Raw genomic sequence first — 24,373 nt, 5'->3', positions numbered from 1 at the left:
TGCGTTCGCGAGTATTTTGGATGTATATGTGAGCCACTTCTACCCCCACGGTCCTGACGCGTATAATAGACGTAAGAAGCGTAAGGAGTTATTGAATGGCAAATTCGAAGAAGTTAGTTGTTGGGGACGTGGAAGTTCGCCGCCCAGCCGGGCGTGCTCCCGATGGCGATCACGAAACGCTCACTCAAACGCAGGCCTCTTCAACCCAGATGGATGAGACAATTTTCGCCGCTGCACTCGTACTTGACGCACGGCTGCCAACAACTGAACCAGCGCGCTCGCAGATGAGCGCCCTCCGCGACAGTCTTTTGGCCAGCCTTGTCGGTCAATCGTCGGGAGCCATCCTGCGGCATCGGTCCGTCGATGGGCAGGTGGCTGCTGCGGTCAACATGGAGCGCAGTGTTGCAGTACTGGGCCGTGCGCTGGCTGAAGTCGAAACGCCCGTATCACCGCAACTCGCTCGGAGCATGCAGTCCACAGAGAACGTGTGGCGTGACATGGAGGCAGAGTTCGGTCTGCTCTCCAGTCTGGAAGTTTCCCAATCGGCCGGCTCCAAATCGCCGAACCGCAGCTACGCCTCGGAGCAACGCGCAAGGGGCAAGCTCTTGGCGATCAGACGGCCCGGTGGACTGCGTTATCCCGGGTTTCAGATCGACTCTCGCGAGCACGCCATTAGGCCGGTCATGAAGGAGCTCATTGAAGTGGCCGCGACGGCGGACAACTCGGAAGCAGATCTGGCGCTATGGCTGTACTCGCCGACCGGCTACCTTGATGGCGCCCGGCCGGTTGATCAGCTGGACAGCCCCGAAACGGTGGTGGAAGCGGCCAGGCAGTCCTTCAACGTCGAATGGTGAACCGCGTTCCTCCCACCCCTTTCCAGGCGCAGGAACATGCGCTCCAGCGCGGCACTGTGCTGTATCGAGTCTTCGGCAATGCCAACCACGGAGAGGGAAGTCCCCGGAGGGTGACAGACTTCAACCCGGGGATTGGATCAAGAACCCGGTTCGCATTCTTTGGCGCTCCGGTTGTGCCCGTGCTTTATGCCGCAGATACCGAGCAGGCTGCGGTGTGTGAATCCATACTGCACGAAGTTCCCCCGGGTCCGGGAAAAGTACTGTATCGAAATGTGGCGGACCGGGTATGCGCTCCCTTGGCGCCCACCCGCGACCTGCGGCTTGCCTCCCTGATGGGCGACGGACTGCGCATCCTCGGAACAGAAGCCAAGCAGGTAACCGACACTATGGCGGACCAGTACGACCGAACTGTGCGCTGGGCCGAGGCAGCCCATGAAGCGGGGTTTGACGGACTGGTGTGGATGAGCAGTCGCCGCAACACGGACCGGGCTTATGTTTTCTTCGGAGACAGGGTGCAATCAGGGGATCTGGAACCGCTGCCTTTGCATGGTCGGATTTTCGCTGCCGGGCGGGGCTTCGATTGGCTGGCCGACTATCTCAACGGCCTGAACATTGAGATTCTCAATCCAGGAAGCCCCCAAATCTAGCAACCGGTCTTCCGGAGACACAGGGATGCCAACCTTTCCCTCTCATACCCCAGCAGGCCCCGGCACAAAGAAGGTGGTGGATGCGAGCCGCCTTCCGTCCACCAGCACCACCCATTCATAGGTGGATCCCGACGGCAACGGAAGCCCGCCGGGAAAGTTCATCACCACGTTTGAGCTGCCCGGAAACCCGATGGGCGGCTGCTGGACGGCAGGGTTTTTCACGTGTGTGAAGTCGACAATCTGGTTGAAGCGCAGCGGGTTCGGCCCCTCCGGCCCGGGCAGCGTCACGGGCTGCCCGTCGGCGTCCACGAGCAGGATATCCACGGCCTCCGACGCTTCATCGAGCGTGGGAAGGGTGACGATGATGCTGGCGTACAGCGAGAACGGCGCGGTCATCCCGGTGTCTGGATCGAAGCCAAGGAACTGCACCCCGCCACCGATGATGTTGACCTTCCCGGCCGCATCGATGTTGACGAAATCGGCGATCAGGATATTGCCGTCGGCACTTGAAAGGTCCTGCACGTAAGAAACTCCGTTGCTTCGCTCAATCCCACGGCGGAAACTTGCCCGCCCTTGCCTTAACCATAGGGCAGCGGCCAGAGCCAACCACCAGTGTCAGCCGCCCAGGTGCTGGATGAATCCGTCGGCTTGGGCAAGGTTTCGCGCCATCTTGGCACGTTGGTGGATGGCCCGGTCGCGGTAGGAGGCCAAGCGTTCGGCGACTTCCGTGGAGGACCCGGCATCGCCGTCGTCGGGGGAGAGGAGTAAGAGGATCTCCGCCATTTCCTCGAGGGAGAATCCCAGCGGTTTCATGGCCTTGATCACTTGGAGTCGGTCGCAGTCGGACTCCGCATACAGGCGGAAACCGCCGTCGGTGCGGGCCGTGGCCGGGAGCAGCCCGACGTCGTCGTAGTGCCGAATGGTGCGCAGGGACAACCCTGTCCGTTCCGCCAGTTCACCAATGTGCATGGTCATGCCTGTTGTTGCCGTCATGGGCGCTGCCCTCCTGTTCCGAGTGAAACTCTACCATCACGTTAAGGTAGAGTTGCCAAGGAGCGTGGGGCCCCTCGGGTGGCCCATCCTCAGATCGGCGCGGTGTTGCGCCCCCTCATTCTTCTCATTTTTTTGAAAGCGAAGGCGACGTGCTGCGTCGTCCTGACCATGAACGGAGCCAGAAATGGCCGTCAAGACCGCCGGGGATACCCCGGTTTTAACTCCCGAACAGTTGCAATCAGTTGTCGGCGCCTTGAAGTCCCCGCGCCGGCTCAAGACCGAAGTCCTGGCGGGGCTCGTGGTCGCACTGGCGTTGATTCCGGAGGCCATCGCCTTCTCCGTCATTGCCGGGGTGGATCCGCGGATCGGCTTGTTTGCCGCGTTCACCATGGCTGTGACCATTTCCTTTGTTGGCGGGCGGCCGGCCATGATTTCAGCTGCCACCGGTGCGGTTGCGTTGGTCATCGCCCCGCTGATGAAGAGCCACGGTCTTGACTATCTGATCGCCGCTGTCATTCTGGCCGGCATCTTCCAGATTCTGCTGGGCCTGGGCGGAGTGGCAAAATTGATGCGCTTCATTCCGCGTTCGGTCATGGTTGGCTTTGTGAACGCCCTGGCCATCCTGATCTTCATGTCCCAGGTGCCCGAGCTGATCGGGGTGCCGTGGCTGGTGTACCCGTTGGCGGCTGCCGGCTTGCTGATCATTTTCGGCCTGCCGCGATTGACGAAGGCCGTTCCGTCCCCGCTGGTCGCTATTGTGGTGCTGACTCTCATCACAGTTTTTGCTGCTGTGGCCGTTCCCACCGTGGGTGACAAGGGTGCGCTGCCCGATTCACTGCCCTCGCTGCTCCTGCCGAACGTTCCGTTCAGCCTGGAAACCTTGAAGATCATTTTCCCCTTCTCCTTGGCCATGGCGTTTGTTGGCTTGATCGAGTCACTGATGACAGCAAAGCTTGTCGATGACATCACTGACACGCGTTCGCCCAAGACGCGCGAAGCGTGGGGCCAGGGCGTGGCAAACATTGTCACCGGCTTCTTCGGCGGAATGGGTGGTTGCGCGATGATCGGCCAGACCATGATCAACGTCAAGGCCTCCGGAGCACGGACCCGCATCTCCACCTTCCTGGCAGGGGTCTTCCTGCTTATTCTCGTGGTGGTCCTGGGCGATGTGGTCTCCTTGATTCCCATGGCGGCCCTGGTGGCGGTGATGGTCTTCGTATCCATAGCCACGTTCGACTGGCACAGCATCCGTCCCAGCACCTTGAAGATGATGCCCAAGAGCGAAACCACTGTCATGCTCGCCACCGTGGTCTTTACCGTTGCCACGAACAACTTGGCGATTGGCGTCGGCGTGGGCGTGCTCGTGGCCATGGTCCTGTTTGCCCGCCGCGTGGCGCATTTCATGACGGTCGAGCGGACCGTGAAAACCATTGAGGGGCATGAAATTGCCACCTACGCGGTGAACGGCGAACTGTTCTTTGCCTCATCCAATGACCTGTACACGCAGTTCGACTACGCCCTGGACCCCGAGAGAGTCGTCATTGACATGCACGGCTCACACCTCTGGGACGCTTCCACGATCGCTGCGTTGGACGCTGTTACGGAGAAATACCGCCACTATGGCAAGGACGTGGAAGTTGTCGGTCTCAACGATGCCAGCGTGCTGATGCGCCAACGCTTGGGCGGCAAGCTCGGCTGACCGTTTGCCGAGCGTGCGTCAGGCGGGCGAGCTTGTCCCCACCGGGCGAGTTTTTCCGTAACGATTGAGTTGTTTCGAGGCCCTCCGAGTGTGCCTGATTTTGTGGGTCATTGACCGAGTGCATCCCAGTTGACGTCCTCGTGAAGCAGCATTGCAGAGTCATCTTCGTTGCGAAAATCCGCCAAGTTGTCCTGGGCAAGAAGACAGTCTTCTTGGTCGTCAAGGAAGCCCTCGATTGCCTCTGCTGCGTGGAAGGCCTTGCTTCGCCCGGTCCGCTTGGCGAGAACTTCAAGACGGTGGTCCAGACTCTTTTCGATCCGCAAGTTCGTCTGATTTTTAGCCATAGCGCATTCTCCAGTTTCTACAAGTATAAGAACTCCCTCCGTCCGTTGAAATCGGTGCGGAACCATTTGCGCAGTGGGCGCCAAATACCTTCGGGGGCTGTTGTGGTGATCGGAGGCCGCTACAGCAGCGTCCGATCACCACAACAGCCCCCACAGGTGCTTGGCGGACCTGTGAATGATGTCCACCAAGGAGGTAGCAGGGGCAAGAATGGCGTGGTGGCGTGGTGGCGTGGTGGCGAGGCTTACGGGTACAACGTGTCCATAGTCTGTCTGGTCACCAGCACCCGTGGCATCGATGGCACCGGTAGAACACTCAATCACCGCCGGGATCGATTTCCTGATGCCCGTGGGGTAGAAGCCCCGAAACCCGAATGCCCCAGTTGCTCAAGCGCTGTCTTCGACGAAAGGCGACTGACGGAAAATACTTAGCGCCCCGTTGTCAGACGGATCCTTAATCCCGAAGCATGCCCGCGTGGACGGCCCCGATCGTAGCCCACTTCGACCCCGGCATCGTCTCCATCAGCCCTGTAGAATCCATCAATTGCGCCACGGTCAAAGAGCATAAAGCAGCCTAGACTTGGGCTGACCCGTATGAATGGGCGAGGCAAAATCATGGGGCAGAATTCAATGACAAAGTCTTTGACCTGTGGCAAGCTAGTTCCATGAAGACACCACTGCAGATGATGCAAATTCGTGTCGAAAATGAGTCTTTCGACGGAGATGTTGCGCGATTTAAGTCGCTACTTCGCTATGGTGAATTGACGACCAAAATCGCTCTTATAAATTCCCTAGCTTTGCTCGACACAGACAAAGATCACCTCTTTCGCTACGAAGCAGAATATAACCTAGTCAGGTCTCCAGGTGTGGGATCTTGGGCTTACGAATTTCAGAAATTAGTCACAGGGCCAGCAAAGAGTATATTTCGTCGAGAATCTAGCTCTATTATTGGCCAAGTAACCCAGCGGTTTAACAGAGCATCAGAGGCGTGGCAGGCAGAATGCTTGAATTTGTTGGAAAGTACAGAACGAGCAATTGGAATATCTGAGCCTTCAGTGCGTACGGAAAAATCAGCCATTGTTTCATTCTTTACTCGATTTGCGAATATTCGTAATAAGTATGATCATGGTGCGCCCGTTCTTGGGCAGGTCGTGGACGCGGCCGGATATCTATCAGAATCATTAAAAATGCTCTCCAATAATTTTGAGCTTTTACGACTACCATGGTGCCTTGTCACAGAAACAATCGTTGGAGACCCGCGGTATGTGCTCCTCGCGGAAGCAAAAATTGACATTCCAGAAGAATGTCCACGTAAAGGTCTTATCTTAATCTGTGAAGATAAAGCGCTGAATGTACACTTGGCTGAGGTGTTGCCCGGTGGTGACGATATTTTTTTTGCGAACGGACATTATTTAGACAGAGATCAATCGTATGAAGCACTGTCGTATCACACAGGGTTGCGTAAACGGACGTTAGCATCCCAATATGCACTTGAGCCTCAATTGTTATCTCCGAGTGAATCCGAAGGACTTATGGAATTAGACCTGCAGGGTTCAACTTGGGGTAATTTACCACCCAAAAAAGAGGACTATGTCGAACGTGAGGTATTAGAAAAAGAGCTATTTGATGAACTTCTCGACCCAGAGATTGATCCCATAATCACATTGGGTGGCCCTGGTGGCATTGGTAAAACTTCCACTGCTCTGCAGGTGCTTCATACTATAGCTGAACAGGGAGAATTCGATTTAATTCTTTGGTTTAGCGCCCGCGATGTCGATTTATTAGATACCGAAGGGGCAGTCGCTGTAAAGCCAAAAGTATTGAGTTTTGGAGATGCAGCGGAATCATATTCTAGTCTGGTTAAGGCTATGGGATATGACGTGAGTAAACCGGAAGATGCATTCAGGTCCGCATTGCGAGGAAGTGCCGGTGAACGGACTCTGTTCGTATTCGATAATTTTGAAACTATATTGGAACCGGCGGCATTATTTAGAGTATTAAAATCGAGCGTTCGGCTTCCCAATAAACTGCTAATCACCACTAGGTTTACAGACTTCAAAGGCCAATACCCTATCGAAATTGTTGGTATGGAATTTGACGAATTTGATATTTTAGTTAAAAATACTGCCAGTCGATTAAATATCGTTACAATTCTAGCTGAATCACCAACTTATATCCGTTCTCTCCACCGTGAAACATACGGACATCCCTATGTGGTCAAAATCGTTCTTGGGGATATAGCTAGGGAACACCGTATACCCAAGAAAGTAGAGCGCGTATTGGCGAAACGCGACGATATTTTGGATGCACTCTTTCAGCGATCGTTCGAAAGGCTCAGTCTTGGAGCTCAGCGAACATTCTTACTTCTGTGCAGCTGGCGGAGTGTCGTGCCCTTGGCCGCCCTTGATGCTGTTCAACGAAGGACGGGTAATCAAGATAATATCGACGTAGAGGCTGCCATTGACGAACTAGTCGTAAGCAGCATGGTCGAAGTTCTACGCCCTACAGGTAAAGAAGAGCCCCGATGGTTGAATGTACCCGCAGCTTCTTTTAATTTTGGTGCGAGTCGCGTAAAGCATCACGGCTTGACCACGGAAATTTTGGCTGACAGCGAATATCTCCGCCTTCTCGGCCCATTGAAGACTGCGACGATCGACTCGGATACTTTGGATCTCAGTTATTTTTTCAATCGTGTGTCCGAAAATTTGTCACGAGAATTGTTGGAGCAGGATCAACTGATTGATATTACGCTGTATCTTGGGAGTGCAGTCCCAGGGGCTTGGCGCGTCGCTGCACGTGCGATGTATATAGCAAAAGAATTCAAAACGGCGCGTAATCTGATGGCATGTGGGCCGAGTGAATTAGGTCGCTGGTCGGAAGCAGATTTACTTCTGCAGCTTAATGTTCTCTTCGAGTTGTCAGACTCTACTCAAATTGTTCCCGCACTTGAATTGATTGGACGGTATTTAAAAGAGGGTCACTATAGCGACTATAACAAGATTCTATGCAAGATATCTTATTCTTTTGTGATTAAGGGTTCGCAGCCTACTTTCGGACAACGGGAACGCATACTTAATGAATTAATTGTCGGAAGTTTTGATCAAATAAAAAATATCAGTATAAAGACCGCTGAATCCCTTCGAGATTTGGCAGATGTGCTGAGGTTTCGAGCACAAAAAACACGGTGGCAGCATTTTGTGAATGATAAAATTGGGAAGGTTAAATAGTGCATATATTAGCTGCTAACTCGATTTAGTGCTGTAGGTTGAAGATTACTTTAACAAGTTTGAAGATGATTATTTTGGGTCTCTTTGAGAGGATACTTGATGCGGCGGATCGTTGGGTTGATTGCCAAAATATGCGCTCCAGTCCTCGGTCGGAAAATCCTCACCATTCGTCGTTGTCGCACCAATCGCATACCCTGGCCTGGTGAACATATTTGATGGGGGAGAGCCGGCAGAATTGCTGGTCGAAGGGCTCTACGAGCTGCTGCATACCGATGACTTGGGAAATCGGCTACGGCTGGTACCGGAGCTGCAGCAGGAGCTTGTCCAGGTCGATAAGGAAATCTCGCCGGATGTCCTTGCCCGGCATGTTGCCGATGCCGTCCGCGAAGTGCTCAAGGGCATCAAAGCCGAGGATCGTGTTGCCAAAGCCAACCAGATTCTGAGAGTCATAGACCCTGGGAATCAAGTCACCACGGGTCCGCAGCAACTTCAATCGCTGCATCGGCCTGATACTCTGAAGCGCCGGCAGCTGCGCAGGCCAACAACGCTGCTCAGCGACAGCGCGCTGCTGACCAACGGGAAAGATGACCCGAACCTCGCCGCAGAGATTCGAGCCGAGATTGAGTCCGCAGATTCCGTTGACCTACTCTGTGCTTTCATTCGCTGGACAGGAATCCGTCTCCTGGATTCCGCACTGCTTGGCTTGAAGGAACGCGGCGGAAAACTTCGAGTCATCACCACCACATACATGGGCGCCACCGAGCGACGGGCCATCGACCACCTCGTCAACGAGTATGGCGCCGAGGTGAAGATCAGCTACGAGACGCAGTCCACACGGCTCCACGCAAAGGCCTGGCTGTTCCGTCGCAACACAGCCTTCGACACAGCATATGTGGGCAGCTCCAACTTGAGCCAGGCTGCCATGTTGGACGGACTCGAATGGAATGTGCGGCTCTCCAACGTAGGGACCCCTGCCCTGCTTCAAAAGTTTGGCGTCACGTTCGACAGCTACTGGGAACAGCGGGCGTTCCAAAGATACGATCCAGGGCTTGACGCCGACAAGCTGGACGCCGCCCTAGCCCGCAATGGCGGCAAATTCACGGCCGCGCCCGACGCGATTACTGGATTGGAAGTCCAGCCGTATCTCCACCAGGAAGAGATGCTTGAGGACCTCGAGGCCGAACGCGCCAAGGGCTTCCACCGAAACTTGCTCGTTGCCGCCACGGGTACGGGCAAAACTGTCATCGCCGGACTCGACTACAAGCGTTTGTGCGAGGCCGCAGGGCGGGACTTGTCACTGCTTTTCGTCGCCCACCGCAAGGAAATCCTGCAACAGTCAATGACGACCTACCGCAACGTCATGCAGGATGGCGCTTTCGGCGAGCTTTACGTCGGCGAGCGCAAGCCCACACTGTGGAAGCACGTCTTCGCCAGCGTCCAGTCGCTTTCGGCCAAGGGCATCGACGCATTGCAGGCAGACCGCTTCGACGTCGTCGTCATCGACGAGTTCCACCATTCGGCAGCGCCCACGTACCGCAAGCTCATCGACCATCTGGAACCCATGGAACTGCTGGGGCTCACGGCAACACCTGAGCGGGGCGACGGAATCCACGTTGCAGACGAATTTTTCGAGGGGCGCACGGCCAGCGAGCTGCGACTGTGGGACGCGCTGGATGCGGACTTGCTCGTGCCGTTCCACTATTTCGGGGTGTCGGACGACGTCGACCTGAGCCATCTGGAGTGGAAGCGCGGCTCCTACGACCTTCAGCAGCTGAGCCAGCTCTACACCGGCAATGATGCACGCGCTGCAAAGGTCATTAGGGAGCTGCGGGAGAAGGTCACCAGCACCGCGGACATGCGCGCCATCGGATTCTGTGTCTCCGTCCAACATGCCGTTTACATGGCTGAAGTGTTCAACCGTGCCGGGATCGCATCGGTCGCAGTGTCGGGCCAAACGGACGACGCCGAACGCGCGCTTGCGCTGCGAAGGTTGCGTGTTCGGGAAATCAACTGCATATTCGCCGTCGACTTGTTCAACGAAGGGCTGGATCTGCCTCAGGTGGACACGATTCTGCTGCTTCGACCCACGCAAAGTTCCACGATCTTCATCCAACAACTGGGGCGCGGGTTGCGCCGGGCCCCGGACAAGGCCGTTCTTACCGTTTTGGACTTCATCGGGCAGCAGCACCGAGAGTTCCGCTTCGATGTTCGGTACCGGGCACTGACTGGGTACGGGCGGAAGCAGTTGGCGAAGGCAGTCGAGGATGATTTCCCGTTCCTGCCGTCCGGGTCGCATATTATCCTTGACCGTGTGGCCAAGGATGTTGTCCTGACCGGTTTGAAAGCACAACTGAACTTGAACCGGCCCAGCTTGGTTAGGGACATAAAGTCCTATGCTGAGGTGCTGCTTGCGGAATACCTGGTGAAGTCCGGCCACGACATAAAGACTATTTACCGCTCGACGAAAGATTCCTGGACCGGATATCTGCGGAAGGCCAACCTAATTGGAGGACTCTCGCCGGCGGAAGCCTTGATAATCGGCAAGCTCGAGAGCTTGTCGTACGCGGCCGAGGACAAGCTGCTGTCCCGGATGGCTGCCCTCATCCATGTCGATGACCAGGAACGAGCCGAGACGTATTCGATGCTTGTGTCCAACGGCGCCCCGTCCTACTCCGAGCTGACACCGCGCGAACAGGTTTTCGCCAAGATGCTCTTCTATACCCTGTGGGACGATGCGGGCGGCTTCACTTCCTACGACGCCGGGTTCAGGCATCTGCGAAATTACCCCTTCGTATGTCATGAGATTCAGCAGCTTGTCTCTGTGGCGGCACAAGCCTCCAAGCGAGCAGGCAAGAGCCTGGGCATGGAGCTGGCTGGCATCCCCTTGCTCTCGCACGCCACGTACAGGCGCGAAGAAATACTTGCCGCATTGGAGTTCGGATCGCTGGCCAAGGGTAAGAACGTCAGCCACCGCGAAGGTGTTGCATGGTGTTCGGAAACGAAGACAGATGCCTTCTTCGTGACTCTGAACAAGAACGAATCCAATCATTCGGCGACGACCATGTACAAGGACTATGCGGTCAGCCCCGAACTGTTTCACTGGGAGTCGCAAAACGCGACGTCACCATCGAGTCCGACGGGGCTGCGCTATTTGGACCGGGCGTCTCACGGATCGCAGATTGTGCTCTTCACCCGGGATGCAGCGGAAGACGAAACTGGGTTGACCATGCCTTACACGTGCCTTGGTCAGGTGGACTACGTCCAACACAAGGGTGAGAAGCCAATCGCCATCACCTGGAAGCTGCAGAGGGCCATGCCTGCCGATGTGTTTGCGGATGCCGCAGCCGTGGCGCAGTAGCTATAGATTTCGATTTACTTAATGATGAATTTACCTTAAGCTATTTTTACCGAGAACATCCATCTGAAATGAACGATCGGACCTAGGTGTGGAATTAATTTTAGGAAACCGAGAATTTATTAAGGTAAGCCATATTGCTCGGCCCATTTCGGAAGTATTTTCCTGCGCTCCTCAGGCGGACAGTCTTGAAGTCTCGCTTACGTTGAGGAGTCGGCAGTTCGACAGCTGTCCCGTAATTGAAGGTGGAGTACCAGTGGGAGTGCTTGTACTTTCAGACTGTAAATCTGGGGTGGAAGCAGGTGAAGCCATGCAAGCTATTGGCATGAGATCTATCATTTCAGCAGATACGGGATTCATCGAAACCGCAAATAGGTTACTTGAGGATCCATTTCAGTTCATCCTTGAGGGGAGCCGATTGACGGGCTTTGTCACAGCAGTTGATCTCGGATCGCCAATCGGAAAATCATTTATTTACTTAAGGGTTGCGAGTGTGGAAATGAACTTCTGCAAATATCTCAGAAGTTGCTTCGTGGACAGTGCGGATGCTCTTTTACTTTTGTCCCAAACACGACAAGAAATACTTTCTGAATTTATTGCAAGACAAAAGATCGACGATGAGTTTATTGATTGTTTTGCGGCTTGCAACTTGGCCGATTTACTTCAGATTGCTGGTAAGCAGGAAGGATTTAAAGAATCGCTCCGTTCCTTTGGCTCTTGGACTGGATTAAAAAGAGGGTTGGTGGCGCTCAGGAACGATGTTATGCATCCAGACCGTTCGCTGTATACGAGTGGCCGAGATCTTGGTGATCTCATAAGTAGGATTCATAATCTTGAATCCATTCAAAATGCGCTTGAACAGTCCTTTGAAAGTTCCTCTATCTCTATAGATGTTGAGTGACGTCAAAGACTTGGAGTGAAATATTCGTAACCACTCATGTGATTACCCCAAAATGGGGTGGTAACAATAGTGCTCGGTGTTGTGCTTGACCTGACCGCTTGACCGGCGGAGGGCTACCGTGTTCCTACCCTCCTATGACCTGCCGAAGCTTGTGCGGCGTATCAGCAGTTGACCACGGACATCAGCTAAGTTGTGAGTGCTGAATGCCATGGCCTGGAACTGGCTCCTGTCGAAGGAAATGGGGCCAGCATACGGACGAACAAGGAGGGAGTGTGCAACCTCTGCATCGGCACATTTCAATTTATGTAAGGACTTGCGCGGACTGGCCTGCGGATGGAAGTCGGTCATGGAGATCATTGAGCCGGCTCTGGATGATGCAGGATTCGCCCACAGCACCTACGAAGACTCCATTCAGGGTGCGTGGGCCGGCATCACCTCCATCAATAACCTCGGTGGCGAGCTGCGGATCACAGCGAAGAGCTCCACAAAAATCGCGGTCAGCACCGAGGCGTCGGAGGAGATCTGCACAATGAACGTAGTGCAGTAGTGTCGCGACGAGCTCCTTGATTTGCGACTATGTGATGCACATAGCTGCGGTGATGTCGACAGGAATGATGACCATCAGCGTCACGTACTCGCCGGTACCTGCATACCGTGTCACAGTAGATAGACACCCCGCTGTTACAAGGAGATCTGCTGTGAGCATTCGCGACAACACCAATCGTCGACTCAAAGAAGTTCTGGACATCATGGCCGCCGGATCGTGGCTGGATGCGAAGCCCAACGGGGGAGAGGTGCTGGCAGAAGCCGTTGCCCGCGTTCCGTTCACCCCGGAAGAGTCCGAACTCCTCAGCGGCGGCATTCCCCGCGGCCACAAGAACCTCACCAAGGCAACGGCAATCCTGGCCAAGGCCAACTGGATGACCAAAGGCCGCAGCGGCTGGGAAATCACCGAAAACGGACTGAAGGCCACCGTCGCTTTCAACACTGTGGACAAGCTCATTGAAGCTCTGACAACAGGTACCGAAGCCCCGGCGAATACGGCACTGCCCAAAAAGCCTGCGGAAAAGCCCGCCGCCAAGCCGGCCAAGGAAACCCCGGCCAAGCAGTCCGCGGCAAAGACATCCGCTCCGTCCGCCAACGGTTCCACCGCCCCAGCCGCCGAGGAATCCGCAACGGATGCGTCCGACGTCGTGCTTGAAAACCAGCCCGCGTCAGTGGCATTGGTTGGCGATTTTGGCGTTGCAGTCGGAGCGGCGAACTGGGATCCGAGCCACGACGCCGTCCAGATGAAGCTGGACCGCCGGCGTGGCGTTTGGAAGCTCACCACCGAACTGCCTGCAGGCCAGTACAGCTACAAGGCCGTGGTGAACGGGTCGTGGGATGAAAACTACGGTGCGTTCGGCGTGAACGGCGGCGCCAACCACGAGTTCTCCCACGACGGCGGACCCGTGACGTTCCACTACGACCACGCCACCAAGGACGTGCTGCGCGCCTAATCCGCCGGAGCGGCGGGAGAGCTTTGCAGACTGAGGGTGACGGAACCTTTCCCGTCGGTCGATACATGCTCCAGGGTTAGTTCACCGTGTCCGGGCACGGTCACGGAGGTGCCCTCCGTGACCGTCACTGCCCGGTCTCCCGACGCCGGACGGAGCAGAAGGCGGGCCTTGGACACGCCGTCGTACCTGGCAACATCAATAATGCCGATGCGCAGCGTCCCCACAGTGGGTTGAGACCCCTGTCCCGCGCTGAGAGTTACTTTTTCGGTTTCCATCTAAGTCCCCTAATCCTTCGTTGACGCGGAGGAGTACACGGAATCGAAGTTCTCCTTGTACTGCTCTTCAGTGAGCCAGATATCGCCCCAGCGCTGGTTCTGGCCATCTGTGGTGGTGTCGCCCTCCAAGTTTCCCCCGTTGGGGCCCCACGGGTTGATCAGGTGGATCATTGTCTCAGACTCGCCGGTGTCCGGGTTCTCGCGGGATTCAACGGTATCGACGATGTACGCGTGATTGGGGACGATGCGGTCGTCGTCGATCTTGTCCGACTCAAAGAACCAGTTGCGGCTGCCGTCCGGCTCGTCTTCAGTGCCCACGGCAACCGGACCGTTCTCCAGCTTCTCGGCGAGGTCGTCAAAGTTGGTTTCTCCAGTTTTTTGCACATCTTGGCCGGTAATTGCGGCCAGGCCGTCGTGGCTGAACCCGCCGTCGAGATCTTCGTAGTCGCCGCCAAAGTACTCCGCTGCGGCTTTTTCGTAGATGGAAAGCCAGTTGTCATTGCCGCTGGCGTCATGAACTGAGCCTTCCGGGACTGTGCCCTCCACCGTGATGTAGACGGGCTCCCCGTCCTTGTACATTTTTACCGTCCAGGTGCCGTCGTCGTTCTTTTCCATGTGGTCCCTGATCCAGTCCGGATCGTTCTTGGACACTGCGCCGGCTGCCGCCAGGAACCAGCAGTCGCCGAGCCTGCCCTGTTCCATGTTGGTTGGGTCCAGCGCTTCGTCGTCCAGGGGGATGTCCTCCGGGAGGTCGTGGTATTCGCCCATGCCGTCGAAGGGGTCCGGGTCGCCCGGCTGGTCGCGGTCGCTTCTGTCGCCGCCGGGTGCGCCGGGGCCGCCCGCGCCGCCGGAGTCAACGGCACTGGCCTTCTCCTGCTCCTCGGCATTGCGCTTGAGGGCTGAGGCAATGTCCCGCAATTCGGCCCCCACGGTCTTCAGCCTGGTGCGGTGGTCGGAGCCCCATTTGGCTTTGAAGCGCTGTGAGTCGGGTCCCTGCCACCGTGATTGGGACAGGCTGGTGGAGATCATGGACTCGGCCCGTGCCAGTTGCTCGCTGCCCTTCAAGGCGGCACGCGCGAACTCCCGCAATTGTTCGGGATCGGCACCGATCATGTTGTTCACGGAGGCTCCTGTATGCGTGGACGGCTGCTTTTTTCAGCTTACGGGGCGGATGGTTTTGGGCCAATGGGGAGACCTAACCATCCGCCCTCGCGACTTGATCGCTAGAGTTGAGCCATGTTGAAAGTATTCCGCACACCGGCACGCCTCTCCGTGGTGCTGGTTTGCACAGCGCTGGCTACCGCCTCCTGCAGCTCGTCCACTACGCTTACCGCGGCCGAGGCTGGTCCGCAGTATCAGCAGCTCTCCACCGACATCGGCGACACTCTGGCGGCGAAATTCCCGGGCGAGCCGTGGCTGCCGGTGGACAATCAGCAAACCCGGCTCAGCCGGCACAGCGACGGCAAGTGCTTCCTGTCCATAGGGACCCTGCGCTCCCAGGATTCGCTGCCGGACCTTGCCGGCGGCTGGGAGGCAGTCATGGAGGCCGTCAACCCGGTGTTGCAGGACAGCGGCTTTGCCGAGATCAAGGACACGGATTCCATCAAGGGCGGGTGGCAGGGAATCAGCTCCACGGATGGCAGCGGGGGAGAGCTGCGAATTTTCAGCAAGGACAGCACAGACATTTCCGTCACAGCAGAGGTCTCGGACACCGATTGCTCGGTCTCCACGGAATAATCCCCGCTGAACCACCACTGCCCGTACAGGGTGAAGGCGTCCCGCATTATGACCGTGGACGGTGGCTGTCGACCCGGTTTCTGCGAACCCAACCACCGGGCTAGCCTTGGAGCATGACACAAGACGCGCAGGACTTCGGGCAACTGCCCATCTGGCAGGGCCAAAAGGAGAACTTGGTGGTCCAAGGCGACAATCTCGCCTACCTGGGCACGTTGCCGGATGAAAAATTCCGGCTGATCTACATCGACCCGCCGTTCAACACCGGCAAGGTCCAAGCCCGCCAGAACATGACGAACGTGCGCAGTGAAACCGGCTCGCGCGTGGGCTTCAAAGGCCAAAACTACGAGACCATCAAGGGCCTGACGCTCAGCTACAACGACTCCTTCGGCGACTACTGGGAATTCCTGGAACCCCGGCTGGAGGAGGCCTGGCGCCTGCTCGCCGACGACGGCACCCTCTACCTCCACCTCGACTACCGCGAAGTCCACTACGCCAAGGTCCTGCTGGACGCGCTCTTCGGCCGCGAATGCTTCCTCAACGAGATCATCTGGGCCTACGACTACGGCGCCCGCTCCAAAAAGAAGTGGCCCGCCAAGCACGACAACATCCTCGTCTACGTCAAAAACCCCAAAACGTACTACTTCAACAGCAGCGAAGTGGACCGCGAGCCCTACATGGCGCCCGGCCTCGTCACGCCCGAAAAAGTGGCGCTCGGCAAACTGCCCACCGACACCTGGTGGCACACCATCGTCTCACCCAACGGGCGCGAAAAGACCGGCTACCCCACCCAAAAACCGCTGGGCATCCTGCGCCGCATCATCTCTGCCAGCACCGAGAGGGGCGACTGGGTGCTGGACTTCTTCGGCGGCAGCGGCACCACCGGAGCGGCCGCGCTGGAGCTGGGGCGCCGCTTCGTGCTGGTGGACCAAAACCCCGAGGCCATCGAGGTCATGCGCACCCGCCTGGAACCCGGCATGGTCACCTTCATCAAGCACGACGCCGGCCAGTAGTTCCGCTCGCAGGCCGCGGCTTGCGCTGTGGTCCGGCAATGGGATTGGAAGTGGCAGTGCCAGCGGCGGTGGATTTAGCAGTGGGCGTGGTTGCGCAGCGTCAGGCCAGCGGGACCAGCCATTCGACCGTCAGGTAAAGGAATGCGGCCAGCGTCAGCACTCCGGTGACGATGGCAATGATCCAGGGTGTCCGGCGTCGTGCCATGACGGCGAACCCCAACACCGGCGGGAACGCCAGCATGGCCAGCGTGCCGAGGTACCCGAGGATGCCCAAAGCAACTCCGGCGGCCGTCACTTTTCCGTCCAGCGGACCGGTCGCCAACACGGTGGACACCAGGCCCAGCAGCACAATCGGGTAGGCCAGCAGGAGCCAGCCAACCACGGTGATCAGCATGCCCCACCACAGGGAACGGGGCTTTTTGGCGGTGGTCTCCGGTGCCTGGGTGCGTGAGACGGGCAGGCGTTGGGACGGGATCTCGCGATGGGGACGTGGCATGGCTACATTTTGGCATGCCTTGCTGGGATCAACCCAAGTTGGACAGCCAGCGGAACATGAAGTACACAATCACCGCGACGGTGGGAATGCTCGTGGCCACGGCAGCGCGCCACATGGCACGCTCTCGGTGAATGACGGCCTGGCCCAGCAGGTGCGGGCTGGCGATCATGCAGAACAACAAGATGGCGCCCAGGAACATCAGCGCGAGCCGGCCAGGGGCGGCCATGCCGGCCGAAGGATTCACAACGGCCGCAAAAATTGTTATCGACATCAAGATGATGGGCAGGAGCACCACCGTCCAGCCAATGAGCGAGACCAGCGTGCCAGTCTGCTGTGAACGCTGCGGCTTCAAATCTTCACCATGGGGGGCAGGGTGGCTGGAAATGTCAGTCATCCTCCATGTCTACCAGCTTTGGCTGGGAGCCTTCGTTTGTTGCCGCTGCTTTGCGCTCCGGTGCCGGCCGTTTCCCGGCAGCGACGGCCAAGCCCAGCAGGGGCGGACCCACCACCAGCAGCACGATGAAAAAAATTGCCACAGGGATGTTGTCGCGCTCGGAGGCCGAAGTGCATAGGTTGTTGGAATCCTTGGTGCACTGGCCCACCAGCTGGATGTAGGCATTCAGCAGAGTGATGGGAATGATGGCAAGCACCCAGCCCACCACCGCAATTCCCACACTCCATCCGGTGATGAAGCGGCGTTTGCGAGCCTTCGAGCTCGGCGAACCGTCGGAAGGGGCTGGAGGCTTTGCCCACCCTTCCGCGTCCTTTTCCCACTCAGCGGATTTCTTGCGAGGCAGGGTTTCCTCGGTGTGCTCTGTCTTGTCTGTTTTGTCTGGCTTGTCCGGAGGCATGGTCAAGTCTGCACATGACGGCACCGAATAGTCCACCGAATGGTCTTTTGTCTCGGCAGCCGCCCGGCCGCCCAATGGCGCAGCCGCCCGGCCGCCCAGCGGCGCAAGGTTCCCGGCGCGCCCATGGCATGTGACGCCGTCGTGCTTAATATGGCAGAAAATTATGGACTGGATGCCCAACTGGGTGTATGGTTCGTCACCGTCTATAGTGGTCTGGGCGACATTGGACGGATGCTGCCGGAATAAAAGTGAAAGAGGACCACTGTGCACGATCGTATCCGCCACGCCGGACTGTTGGATAAGCGAATGTCGGCCGAGGCGGCGGCGGCGCTGATCAAGCCGGGCATGACAGTAGCCATGAGCGGATTCACCGGCGCCGGGTACCCCAAAGCCGTCCCGCAGGCGCTCGCTTCCCGGATGGAAGAAGTGCACGCCGACGGCGGATCGTTCAAGATCAAGGTCCTCACCGGCGCCTCCACCGCGCCTGAGCTGGACGGCGTCCTGGCAAAAGTGGGCGGCATGGAACTGCGCCTGCCGTACATGTCCGACCCGGCGCTGCGCAAGCGGATCAACGACGGCGACCTGGACTACATGGACATCCACCTCAGCCACGTGGCGCAGCACACCTGGTTCGGCTTCTACGGAGGCATCAACATCGCCATTGTCGAGGTTGTGGGCATTCGCGAGGACGGCAGCCTGATTCCTTCCTCCTCAGTGGGCAACAACAAGACCTGGCTGGACATGGCCGACGCCGTAATTCTGGAAGTCAACACGCAGCAGTCGACCGCCATGGAGGGGATGCACGACATCTACTACGGCACCGCGCTGCCGCCGTTTCGCAAGCCCATCATGCTGACCCAACCCGAAGACCGCATTGGCCAGCCGTACCTGGACGTGGACGTGGACAAGGTCATCGCCGTCGTGGAAACCGACGCACCGGACCGCCTTTCCGCGTTTGCCGCTCCGGACGAGGCCTCCAACCAGATCGCCGACCACCTGCTGGACTTCCTGGACGGGGAAATCAAGACGGGACGCCTGACCAACACGCTGCTGCCGTTGCAGTCCGGGGTGGGCAACATTGCCAACGCCGTGCTGGCCGGGCTGACCCGCGGAGGCTATCGCGGACTGAAGGCGTACACCGAAGTGATTCAGGACGGCATGCTTGAACTCATCAAGGACGGCACGCTGGCCTTTGCCTCCGCCACCTCGTTCTCGCTGTCCGAGGCCGGCATTGAGGAATTCAATCGGCATGTGGACTTCTACCGTGAGCGCATTATGCTGCGCACCCAGGAAATCTCAAACCACCCCGAACTGATCCGCCGCTTGGGCTGCATCGCCCTGAACGGCATGATCGAAGCGGACATCTATGGCAACGTGAACTCCACCCATGTGGTGGGATCGCACGTCATGAACGTCATGAACGTCATGAACGTCATGAACGGCATTGGCGGCTCCGGCGACTTTGCCCGCAACGGTTTCCTCGGCGCCTTCATGTCCCCGTCCACAGCAAAGGGCGGGGCGATCTCCGGCATTGTTCCGATGGCCAGCCACGTGGACCACACCGAGCATGACACCATGCTCATCATCACTGAGCAGGGCCTGGCCGACCTGCGCGGGCTCGCGCCGAAGCAGCGCGCCCGCGACATCACCGAAAAGTGTGCGCACCCCGACTACAAGCCGATGCTCGAAGACTACTTTGCCAGGGCATCGCGCGATTCCTATGGCAAGCACACCCCGCACCTGATGGGCGAGGCGCTTTCCTGGCACCAGCGCTACATCGAAACCGGGGACATGCGCCTGTAGCCTCGCGGTGGTGCGGTGGTGCGGTGACAGGGGCTGGGACGTTATCGCGGAGAGTTGCGGGGCCAGCCGTGGCGTAGCTCGACATCGCCGCCGCCCATGGGCACAATGAAAGCTCAGCTATGTGGAGGGGGCAGCAAGTGGCGTATCCCATGTCTCGGGCGGTGTTGGAGGCGCGGACGGTGCCACTGCCCACGTCGCCGGTGGTGTGGTCCGGCTACGTCCAAAAGACCATCCGAGCCTGCTTCGGGGTGGCGTTGTTGTGGGCCTTGGCCGTGGCGATGCTCGGATTCTACTCACCGCTGGAAATCGGCAAGGTGTTTGAGGATGTCGCGCACTTTGTGCCGGCACTGCTGTTCGTGATTGGCTTCGTGGGCGCTCTTGCACTGGGCCACGAGATTGGCCACGCATTCAAACACGTGTTGGGGTATGGGAATCTCAAGAGCGTCTCGAAACACCGCGCCCACACGGTTCTTCCACAACGTGGCAGGCGCCTGTCCCACGTCTCGGTGCTGTCCGGGCTGCTGGCCGGCAGTGTTGCCGCAGCGGCCATTCGCGCAGTTGCCGAGGACTGGCTGGGCTCCCTGCTGCTGGTCGGGATCGCCGTTTTGCTGCTGCTGCCCACCCTCAAGTACCTCAGGCTGGCGCAGATCGTGTGGCAACAGGCCAGGGACGACCACCACCATCTGCAGGACATTGTGGCGGGCGGCGAGCACTCAATCGCCACGGTTGCTGCGGTGACAAACGAAGAGCTTATGGTCGAGGACAGGGCCATGTTTCACGTGGGCTTGGAGTACCGGACGAGCGGGCAACTGGAGACCGCCAGGATCCGCTTCTTCGACTACCCGGTCTGGGCGCCGGCGGCGGGCAATGTATTTGACGTGTGGTTCGATCCTGAACGGCCGTTTGTCCAGGACAACATTATGATTGAACGCCGCTACGTGGGGCAGGAATTTGCCCAACTAGCCGACGAACCTGTTGCGGGCCAACATCAACGCGACCCCGAGGCTGGGCCAGGGCAGGAACTGGGCCCGGATGGCACTGTCTCTGGCAGCGGGCAGGCCGGCATGGCAAAGATTCCGCAGTGGATGGCCGATGAAACCCACTCCAGCGGGCCCTCCACGCCACACGCTGCCCGGCGGACCCGCTTTCTGATCTGCATCCCACCCAACCTGATCGCCGTTTTGGCGCTGGCGGGTACGTTGCTTGTTCCGGGGATGATCGACGACGTCCCCTGGTGGACGCTCGCAGCACTGTGGGCGTACACGGTGCTGACCATCGTCAACGCCGCCATGTACTGGCAGTTCATGGTGCGCAGCCGCTGGTTCATCCGTTCAGGGGTGTCGTTTGGGGCGACGGAGGCCGCCGTTTTTACCGGGTTCTTTGCCGCCGGCTTCGCCATGGTGACTACCCGCACCATGGTGCTTGGACCGTTGAACGGAGAAATGGAGTGGACGGCGGCACACGTGCTGACGTGGGCCGCAGTGATTGGCGCCCTGCTGGTTTTTGAGTGGGCGTTCACCAGCAACACGTGGGCGTTGAAGCACCTCAACGCAGAATTCCCGGCGCCCCCGGAAGCCATCCAGGAAGCATTGACAGGCCACAACCCCGACGGCATCGACCAGCTGGAACGAGACTATGGCTATCGAGCAGGCGTGTTCCTCTGCGATTAGTCAAACACCGCGGCCAGATTCCCCTCGACACGAGGCCAGCCTTTGGTACCTTTGGGGGAACTTCTACAAAGCGGGGTGGCTTGAATGGCAACGATCGTTTTGGTGCACGGGCTGTGGTCGGACGGAACGAGTTGGGCGCGGGTCATCATGGAGCTTCAAGCCATGGGGCACCAGCCGGTGGCGGCCCAGCTGGATCTTGAAACGTTCGACGGCGACGTGGCAGCGGTGCGCCGCACCCTCGGCACCGTGCCGGGGCCGGTTCTGCTGGTGGGCTGGTCCTATGGGGGAGCCGTGATTGGCGAGGCCGCCCATGCCCACCCTGCCGTGAAGGCGCTTGCCTACGTGGCGGCCTTCGCCCCGGCCGAGGGTGAATCCGTCGGCGGGCTGTCCCGCCGACACCCGGGCAGTCTGATCCCGGACCATGTTGTGGTGGCCGGGGACTACACCTACATGGACAGGGACCACTTTGCGCAGGTGCTGGCCGCCGATGCTCCGGCCGAGGCCGTTGCGGTTGCCGCGGCCACGCAGAGAATGGTGCGGATCGGGCTTGACCGGGTGCCCGTCAGGCCGCCGGCCTGGATCGATCTGCCGTCGCATTATTTGGTGGCCACAGCTGATCAGGCGGTTCCGCCGCTGCTGCAGCGCGAGATGGCGGCCCGCATGGGCGCGGCCGTGACCGAGCTGGATTCCAGCCATGCCCCCATCCTGTCCCATCCGTTGGAGGTGGCGCAGTTCCTGGACGGGGCCTGCACTGCCGCCGGGTTGTAACGGCGCCCCTCGGATTCCCGGAAACGGACCATGGGCATGGCAGCAGGCCTTGAGCGTTTCGTTGCCGCGCAGTCAGGGACGTACGACGCCGTCAAGGCGGAGTTGGGTGCCGGGCGCAAGCGAAGCCACTGGATGTGGTTCGTGTTTCCGCAGGTCTCCGGTCTTGGCTCGAGCACGACCGCCAGGCTTTATGCCATCACGTCGATGGGCGAGGCGAAAGCCTACCTGGCCCATCCTGTCCTTGGGCCGCGGCTGCGGGAGTGTTCACGGCTCCTGCTCGACGGCGACGCCAGCTTGGCAGTGAACATCCTCGGCCCCATGGATGCCATGAAACTCCGCTCATCGATGACACTGTTTAGCCATGCAGCGCCCCACGAAAACCTCTTTCAGCAGGTTCTTGAGCGCTTTTTTGCAGGACTGAACGACCCTGCCACCGAAAAGATCCTCACGTCGTGGCGCTCGCAGTCTTGAGGCCCGGTCTTGAGGTCCGGTCCTGACGTATTGTCTTGACACATTGTCGTGACGTATCGTCTTGACGCACGGCATAGCCTAGTGGCATGACCGCCAACGCTGCCGGACCCGTCTCCTGCTATCCGACCCACCACGTGCTGAACCAGCCCCCGCCACGCGTAGACGTCAACGAGTTCCTCGAAAACACGCCGCTGGTTGAGTACCTTCACACCATCGGCGAGGCCGAGGAGACCACCACCACCGCCGCCGGAACCCAAGCGCTCGGAACCCCGTCGCTCGAGGCAACGGGCGCCGTCGTTGGCTCTGCACAATTCCAGGAAGACGCCCGGCTGGCCCACAAAAACCCGCCACTGCTGCACACGCACAGCAAGTATGGGCAGCGGATCGATGAGGTGGAATACCATCCCTCGTACCACCGCATCATCGCCCAGGCTGTTGCGGCCGGTGCGCACACCTCGGCGTGGGCGGATCCCGGCAAGGGGGCAAATGCTTTGCGCGCGGCCCAGTTCATGCTGTTCGCGCAGGTTGAGCCGGGCCATGCCTGCCCGATTTCCATGAGCCATGCGGCGGTCGAATCCATCGCGGTGGCCCCAGACTTGGCGGGGGAGTGGCTTCCGCGGCTGTATTCGCGCCGGTATGTGCCGGAACTGACGCCGGACAAGCCCGGAGCCCTGGTTGGCATGGCCATGACGGAGAAGCAGGGCGGATCCGATGTGCGCGCCAACAGCACCCGGGCGGTGTCCGACGGCGACCACCACCTGCTGACGGGGCACAAGTGGTTTTGCTCGGCGCCGATGTCGGACGCGTTTTTGGTGCTGGCACAGGACGACGCCGGGCTGGGTTGTTTCCTGGTACCACGCGTTCTGCCCGACGGGGCCCGCAACACCTTCCTGCTCCAGCGGCTCAAGGACAAGGCGGGCAATCGCTCCAACGCCTCCGCCGAGGTGGAATTTGCCAATACCGCAGGCTGGCGGATCGGTGACCCGGGCCGCGGCGTGCGCGCCATCATGGGCATGGTGGGCCAGACCCGGTTGGACTGCGTGCTGGGCACGGCGGCCGGGATGCGCCAGTCCGTGGCCGAGGCCGTCTGGCACGCCCGCCACCGGCACGCCTTTGGCGCGCGGCTCATCGACCAGCCGGCCATGACCAACGTGCTCGCGGACCTGGCGCTGGAAGCGGAGGCCGCGACCGCCGTCGGCCTGCGCCTGGCCCGTGCCTTTGACAACGACGCCGGAACCTCCGAACGAGCGTTTCGTCGGCTGGCGACTGCCGTCACCAAATACTGGGTGTGCAAGCGTGGGCCCAACCACGCGTATGAAGCCATGGAGTGCCTGGGCGGCAACGGCTACATCGAAGACTTTCCGCTGGCCATGCGGTACCGGGAGCAGCCGGTCATGGCGATTTGGGAGGGGACGGGCAATGTGATCGCGCTCGATGTGCTGCGGGCGATGGCCACCGAGCCCGAGTCCGTGGAGGCGTTCGTTGCTGAGCTTCGGCTGGCGTCGGGCGCGCATCCGGTGTTTGACGACTTCGCGGCGAGGCTGAAAGAAGAAGTGGCGCCCATCCGTTCAACGCCGCAGGACTTCGCCGGCCAGGCCCGCACCGTGGTGGAAAAGCTGGCCCTTGCGTTGCAGGCTTCGCTATTGCTGCGGTTTGCACCGGCGGCGGTCTCCGATGCGTTTGTTGTCTCCCGGATGGGGGAGGGGCGCACCTTCAACTACGGCACGTTGCCTGCGTCCGCCGACCTGGCCGGAATCCTGGCCCGGGCGTAAGGAA

24 protein-coding genes are annotated in these 24,373 nt (G+C 59.0%); 16 read left to right on the top strand and 8 right to left on the bottom strand.

Going from position 1 to position 24,373, the window contains the following annotated elements:
• Positions 1-209 precede the first annotated feature (209 nt).
• Complete coding sequence (locus tag QMG25_RS04725) at positions 210-854, top strand: hypothetical protein (RefSeq protein WP_283457745.1); 645 nt, start codon at positions 210-212, stop codon at positions 852-854.
• Complete coding sequence (locus QMG25_RS04720; protein ID WP_283457743.1) at positions 851-1,501, top strand: RES family NAD+ phosphorylase; 651 nt, start codon at positions 851-853, stop codon at positions 1,499-1,501. The genes QMG25_RS04725 and QMG25_RS04720 overlap by 4 nt, the downstream gene beginning before the upstream one ends.
• A 42-nt stretch (positions 1,502-1,543) precedes the next feature.
• Here QMG25_RS04720 and QMG25_RS04715 read toward each other — a convergent pair whose 3' ends face one another.
• Both QMG25_RS04715 and QMG25_RS04710 read right to left on the bottom strand, forming a co-directional pair.
• On the bottom strand, positions 1,544-2,023 hold the full coding sequence (locus tag QMG25_RS04715; protein ID WP_283457741.1) for a DUF6941 family protein: 480 nt from the start codon (positions 2,021-2,023) through the stop codon (positions 1,544-1,546).
• Between the two features lie 93 nt (positions 2,024-2,116).
• Positions 2,117-2,494, bottom strand: a complete 378-nt coding sequence (locus QMG25_RS04710; RefSeq protein WP_283457739.1) for a helix-turn-helix domain-containing protein — start codon at positions 2,492-2,494, stop codon at positions 2,117-2,119.
• 184 nt (positions 2,495-2,678) lie between these two features.
• Between QMG25_RS04710 and QMG25_RS04705 the strand changes: the two genes are divergently transcribed.
• Complete coding sequence (locus QMG25_RS04705; protein WP_283457736.1) at positions 2,679-4,193, top strand: SulP family inorganic anion transporter; 1,515 nt, start codon at positions 2,679-2,681, stop codon at positions 4,191-4,193.
• A gap of 107 nt (positions 4,194-4,300) precedes the next feature.
• Here the strand turns inward: QMG25_RS04705 and relB are convergent, their stop codons facing one another.
• Positions 4,301-4,537, bottom strand: coding sequence for a type II toxin-antitoxin system RelB family antitoxin (gene relB, locus QMG25_RS04700; RefSeq protein WP_283457734.1), 237 nt, complete (start codon positions 4,535-4,537; stop codon positions 4,301-4,303).
• Between the two features lie 662 nt (positions 4,538-5,199).
• On the opposite strand from relB, the gene QMG25_RS04695 reads away from it, so the two are divergent.
• The 5 genes from QMG25_RS04695 to QMG25_RS04675 all read left to right on the top strand — a co-directional run bounded on the left by QMG25_RS04695 (position 5,200) and on the right by QMG25_RS04675 (position 13,516).
• Entirely contained in the window at positions 5,200-7,761 is a 2,562-nt protein-coding gene (locus tag QMG25_RS04695; RefSeq protein ID WP_283457733.1) for a hypothetical protein, read from the top strand.
• A gap of 238 nt (positions 7,762-7,999) precedes the next feature.
• Positions 8,000-11,119: a DEAD/DEAH box helicase gene (locus QMG25_RS04690; RefSeq protein ID WP_502866352.1), complete on the top strand. Its 3,120-nt coding sequence runs from the start codon at positions 8,000-8,002 to the stop codon at positions 11,117-11,119.
• Positions 11,120-11,207: 88 nt separating this feature from the next.
• Positions 11,208-12,017, top strand: a complete 810-nt coding sequence (locus tag QMG25_RS04685; protein ID WP_283457728.1) for a hypothetical protein — start codon at positions 11,208-11,210, stop codon at positions 12,015-12,017.
• A gap of 346 nt (positions 12,018-12,363) precedes the next feature.
• Positions 12,364-12,564, top strand: coding sequence for a hypothetical protein (locus QMG25_RS04680; protein ID WP_283457726.1), 201 nt, complete (start codon positions 12,364-12,366; stop codon positions 12,562-12,564).
• Between the two features lie 151 nt (positions 12,565-12,715).
• A complete protein-coding gene (locus QMG25_RS04675; protein ID WP_283457723.1) occupies positions 12,716-13,516 on the top strand; it encodes a pullulanase X25 domain-containing protein in 801 nt (266 codons plus the stop codon).
• On the opposite strand, the gene QMG25_RS04670 is transcribed toward QMG25_RS04675, so the two are convergent.
• Positions 13,513-13,791 carry a hypothetical protein gene (locus QMG25_RS04670; protein WP_283457721.1) on the bottom strand — a complete coding sequence of 93 codons (279 nt, stop codon included), beginning with the start codon at positions 13,789-13,791 and terminating at the stop codon, positions 13,513-13,515. The genes QMG25_RS04675 and QMG25_RS04670 overlap by 4 nt on opposite strands.
• A 9-nt stretch (positions 13,792-13,800) precedes the next feature.
• Positions 13,801-14,904 carry a C2 family cysteine protease gene (locus QMG25_RS04665; protein ID WP_283457930.1) on the bottom strand — a complete coding sequence of 368 codons (1,104 nt, stop codon included), beginning with the start codon at positions 14,902-14,904 and terminating at the stop codon, positions 13,801-13,803.
• A gap of 123 nt (positions 14,905-15,027) precedes the next feature.
• Here QMG25_RS04665 and QMG25_RS04660 point away from each other — a divergent pair, with 123 nt between their 5' ends.
• Both QMG25_RS04660 and QMG25_RS04655 read left to right on the top strand, forming a co-directional pair.
• Entirely contained in the window at positions 15,028-15,528 is a 501-nt protein-coding gene (locus tag QMG25_RS04660) for a hypothetical protein (RefSeq protein ID WP_283457719.1), read from the top strand.
• A 113-nt stretch (positions 15,529-15,641) separates the two neighbouring features.
• Complete coding sequence (locus QMG25_RS04655) at positions 15,642-16,538, top strand: DNA-methyltransferase (RefSeq protein WP_283457717.1); 897 nt, start codon at positions 15,642-15,644, stop codon at positions 16,536-16,538.
• A gap of 100 nt (positions 16,539-16,638) precedes the next feature.
• On the opposite strand, the gene QMG25_RS04650 is transcribed toward QMG25_RS04655, so the two are convergent.
• From QMG25_RS04650 to QMG25_RS04640, 3 genes are read right to left on the bottom strand one after another with little or no spacing between them, the layout of a single operon-like run.
• Positions 16,639-17,034: a hypothetical protein gene (locus QMG25_RS04650; RefSeq protein ID WP_283457715.1), complete on the bottom strand. Its 396-nt coding sequence runs from the start codon at positions 17,032-17,034 to the stop codon at positions 16,639-16,641.
• Positions 17,035-17,062: 28 nt separating this feature from the next.
• Complete coding sequence (locus QMG25_RS04645; RefSeq protein ID WP_283457713.1) at positions 17,063-17,428, bottom strand: hypothetical protein; 366 nt, start codon at positions 17,426-17,428, stop codon at positions 17,063-17,065.
• Positions 17,421-17,885 carry a hypothetical protein gene (locus QMG25_RS04640; protein WP_283457711.1) on the bottom strand — a complete coding sequence of 155 codons (465 nt, stop codon included), beginning with the start codon at positions 17,883-17,885 and terminating at the stop codon, positions 17,421-17,423. Before QMG25_RS04640 ends, QMG25_RS04645 begins: the two co-directional genes overlap by 8 nt.
• 39 nt (positions 17,886-17,924) lie before the next feature.
• Between QMG25_RS04640 and QMG25_RS04635 the strand changes: the two genes are divergently transcribed.
• The 6 genes from QMG25_RS04635 (at position 17,925) to QMG25_RS04610 (ending at position 24,369) form a co-directional block, all read left to right on the top strand.
• Positions 17,925-18,131: a hypothetical protein gene (locus tag QMG25_RS04635; protein WP_283457708.1), complete on the top strand. Its 207-nt coding sequence runs from the start codon at positions 17,925-17,927 to the stop codon at positions 18,129-18,131.
• 18 nt (positions 18,132-18,149) lie between these two features.
• Complete coding sequence (scpC, locus tag QMG25_RS04630) at positions 18,150-19,688, top strand: succinyl-CoA:acetate CoA-transferase ScpC (RefSeq protein WP_283457706.1); 1,539 nt, start codon at positions 18,150-18,152, stop codon at positions 19,686-19,688.
• Between the two features lie 149 nt (positions 19,689-19,837).
• Complete coding sequence (locus tag QMG25_RS04625) at positions 19,838-21,358, top strand: hypothetical protein (RefSeq protein WP_283457704.1); 1,521 nt, start codon at positions 19,838-19,840, stop codon at positions 21,356-21,358.
• Between the two features lie 84 nt (positions 21,359-21,442).
• Entirely contained in the window at positions 21,443-22,126 is a 684-nt protein-coding gene (locus QMG25_RS04620) for an alpha/beta fold hydrolase (RefSeq protein ID WP_283457703.1), read from the top strand.
• A 30-nt stretch (positions 22,127-22,156) separates the two neighbouring features.
• Entirely contained in the window at positions 22,157-22,597 is a 441-nt protein-coding gene (locus QMG25_RS04615; RefSeq protein ID WP_283457700.1) for a DUF1810 domain-containing protein, read from the top strand.
• A gap of 86 nt (positions 22,598-22,683) precedes the next feature.
• A complete protein-coding gene (locus QMG25_RS04610) occupies positions 22,684-24,369 on the top strand; it encodes an acyl-CoA dehydrogenase family protein (protein ID WP_283457698.1) in 1,686 nt (561 codons plus the stop codon).
• Positions 24,370-24,373 lie beyond the last annotated feature (4 nt).

The sequence above is a fragment of the Arthrobacter sp. H35-D1 genome, from assembly GCF_030063185.1.
In the GTDB taxonomy this organism is placed as follows: domain Bacteria; phylum Actinomycetota; class Actinomycetes; order Actinomycetales; family Micrococcaceae; genus Specibacter.
The sequence above is the reverse complement of the archived record's forward strand: the minus strand, read 5'-3'. Positions and strand labels throughout refer to the sequence as shown.

What these genes read in the sequence shown, in the direction of transcription:
- QMG25_RS04725 (WP_283457745.1), top strand. Translation starts at nt 210, where the DNA reads ATGGATGAGACAATTTTCGCCGCTGCACTCGTACTTGACGCACGGCTG.
- QMG25_RS04710 (WP_283457739.1), bottom strand. Translation starts at nt 2,494, where the DNA reads ATGACGGCAACAACAGGCATGACCATGCACATTGGTGAACTGGCGGAA.
- QMG25_RS04705 (WP_283457736.1), top strand. Translation starts at nt 2,679, where the DNA reads ATGGCCGTCAAGACCGCCGGGGATACCCCGGTTTTAACTCCCGAACAG.
- relB (WP_283457734.1), bottom strand. Translation starts at nt 4,537, where the DNA reads ATGGCTAAAAATCAGACGAACTTGCGGATCGAAAAGAGTCTGGACCAC.
- QMG25_RS04695 (WP_283457733.1), top strand. Translation starts at nt 5,200, where the DNA reads ATGAAGACACCACTGCAGATGATGCAAATTCGTGTCGAAAATGAGTCT.
- QMG25_RS04680 (WP_283457726.1), top strand. Translation starts at nt 12,364, where the DNA reads ATGGAGATCATTGAGCCGGCTCTGGATGATGCAGGATTCGCCCACAGC.
- QMG25_RS04670 (WP_283457721.1), bottom strand. Translation starts at nt 13,791, where the DNA reads ATGGAAACCGAAAAAGTAACTCTCAGCGCGGGACAGGGGTCTCAACCC.
- QMG25_RS04665 (WP_283457930.1), bottom strand. Translation starts at nt 14,904, where the DNA reads ATGATCGGTGCCGATCCCGAACAATTGCGGGAGTTCGCGCGTGCCGCC.
- QMG25_RS04660 (WP_283457719.1), top strand. Translation starts at nt 15,028, where the DNA reads ATGTTGAAAGTATTCCGCACACCGGCACGCCTCTCCGTGGTGCTGGTT.
- QMG25_RS04655 (WP_283457717.1), top strand. Translation starts at nt 15,642, where the DNA reads ATGACACAAGACGCGCAGGACTTCGGGCAACTGCCCATCTGGCAGGGC.
- QMG25_RS04650 (WP_283457715.1), bottom strand. Translation starts at nt 17,034, where the DNA reads ATGCCACGTCCCCATCGCGAGATCCCGTCCCAACGCCTGCCCGTCTCA.
- QMG25_RS04645 (WP_283457713.1), bottom strand. Translation starts at nt 17,428, where the DNA reads ATGACTGACATTTCCAGCCACCCTGCCCCCCATGGTGAAGATTTGAAG.
- QMG25_RS04640 (WP_283457711.1), bottom strand. Translation starts at nt 17,885, where the DNA reads ATGCCTCCGGACAAGCCAGACAAAACAGACAAGACAGAGCACACCGAG.
- QMG25_RS04635 (WP_283457708.1), top strand. Translation starts at nt 17,925, where the DNA reads ATGGTCTTTTGTCTCGGCAGCCGCCCGGCCGCCCAATGGCGCAGCCGC.
- QMG25_RS04625 (WP_283457704.1), top strand. Translation starts at nt 19,838, where the DNA reads ATGTCTCGGGCGGTGTTGGAGGCGCGGACGGTGCCACTGCCCACGTCG.
- QMG25_RS04620 (WP_283457703.1), top strand. Translation starts at nt 21,443, where the DNA reads ATGGCAACGATCGTTTTGGTGCACGGGCTGTGGTCGGACGGAACGAGT.
- QMG25_RS04615 (WP_283457700.1), top strand. Translation starts at nt 22,157, where the DNA reads ATGGGCATGGCAGCAGGCCTTGAGCGTTTCGTTGCCGCGCAGTCAGGG.
- QMG25_RS04610 (WP_283457698.1), top strand. Translation starts at nt 22,684, where the DNA reads ATGACCGCCAACGCTGCCGGACCCGTCTCCTGCTATCCGACCCACCAC.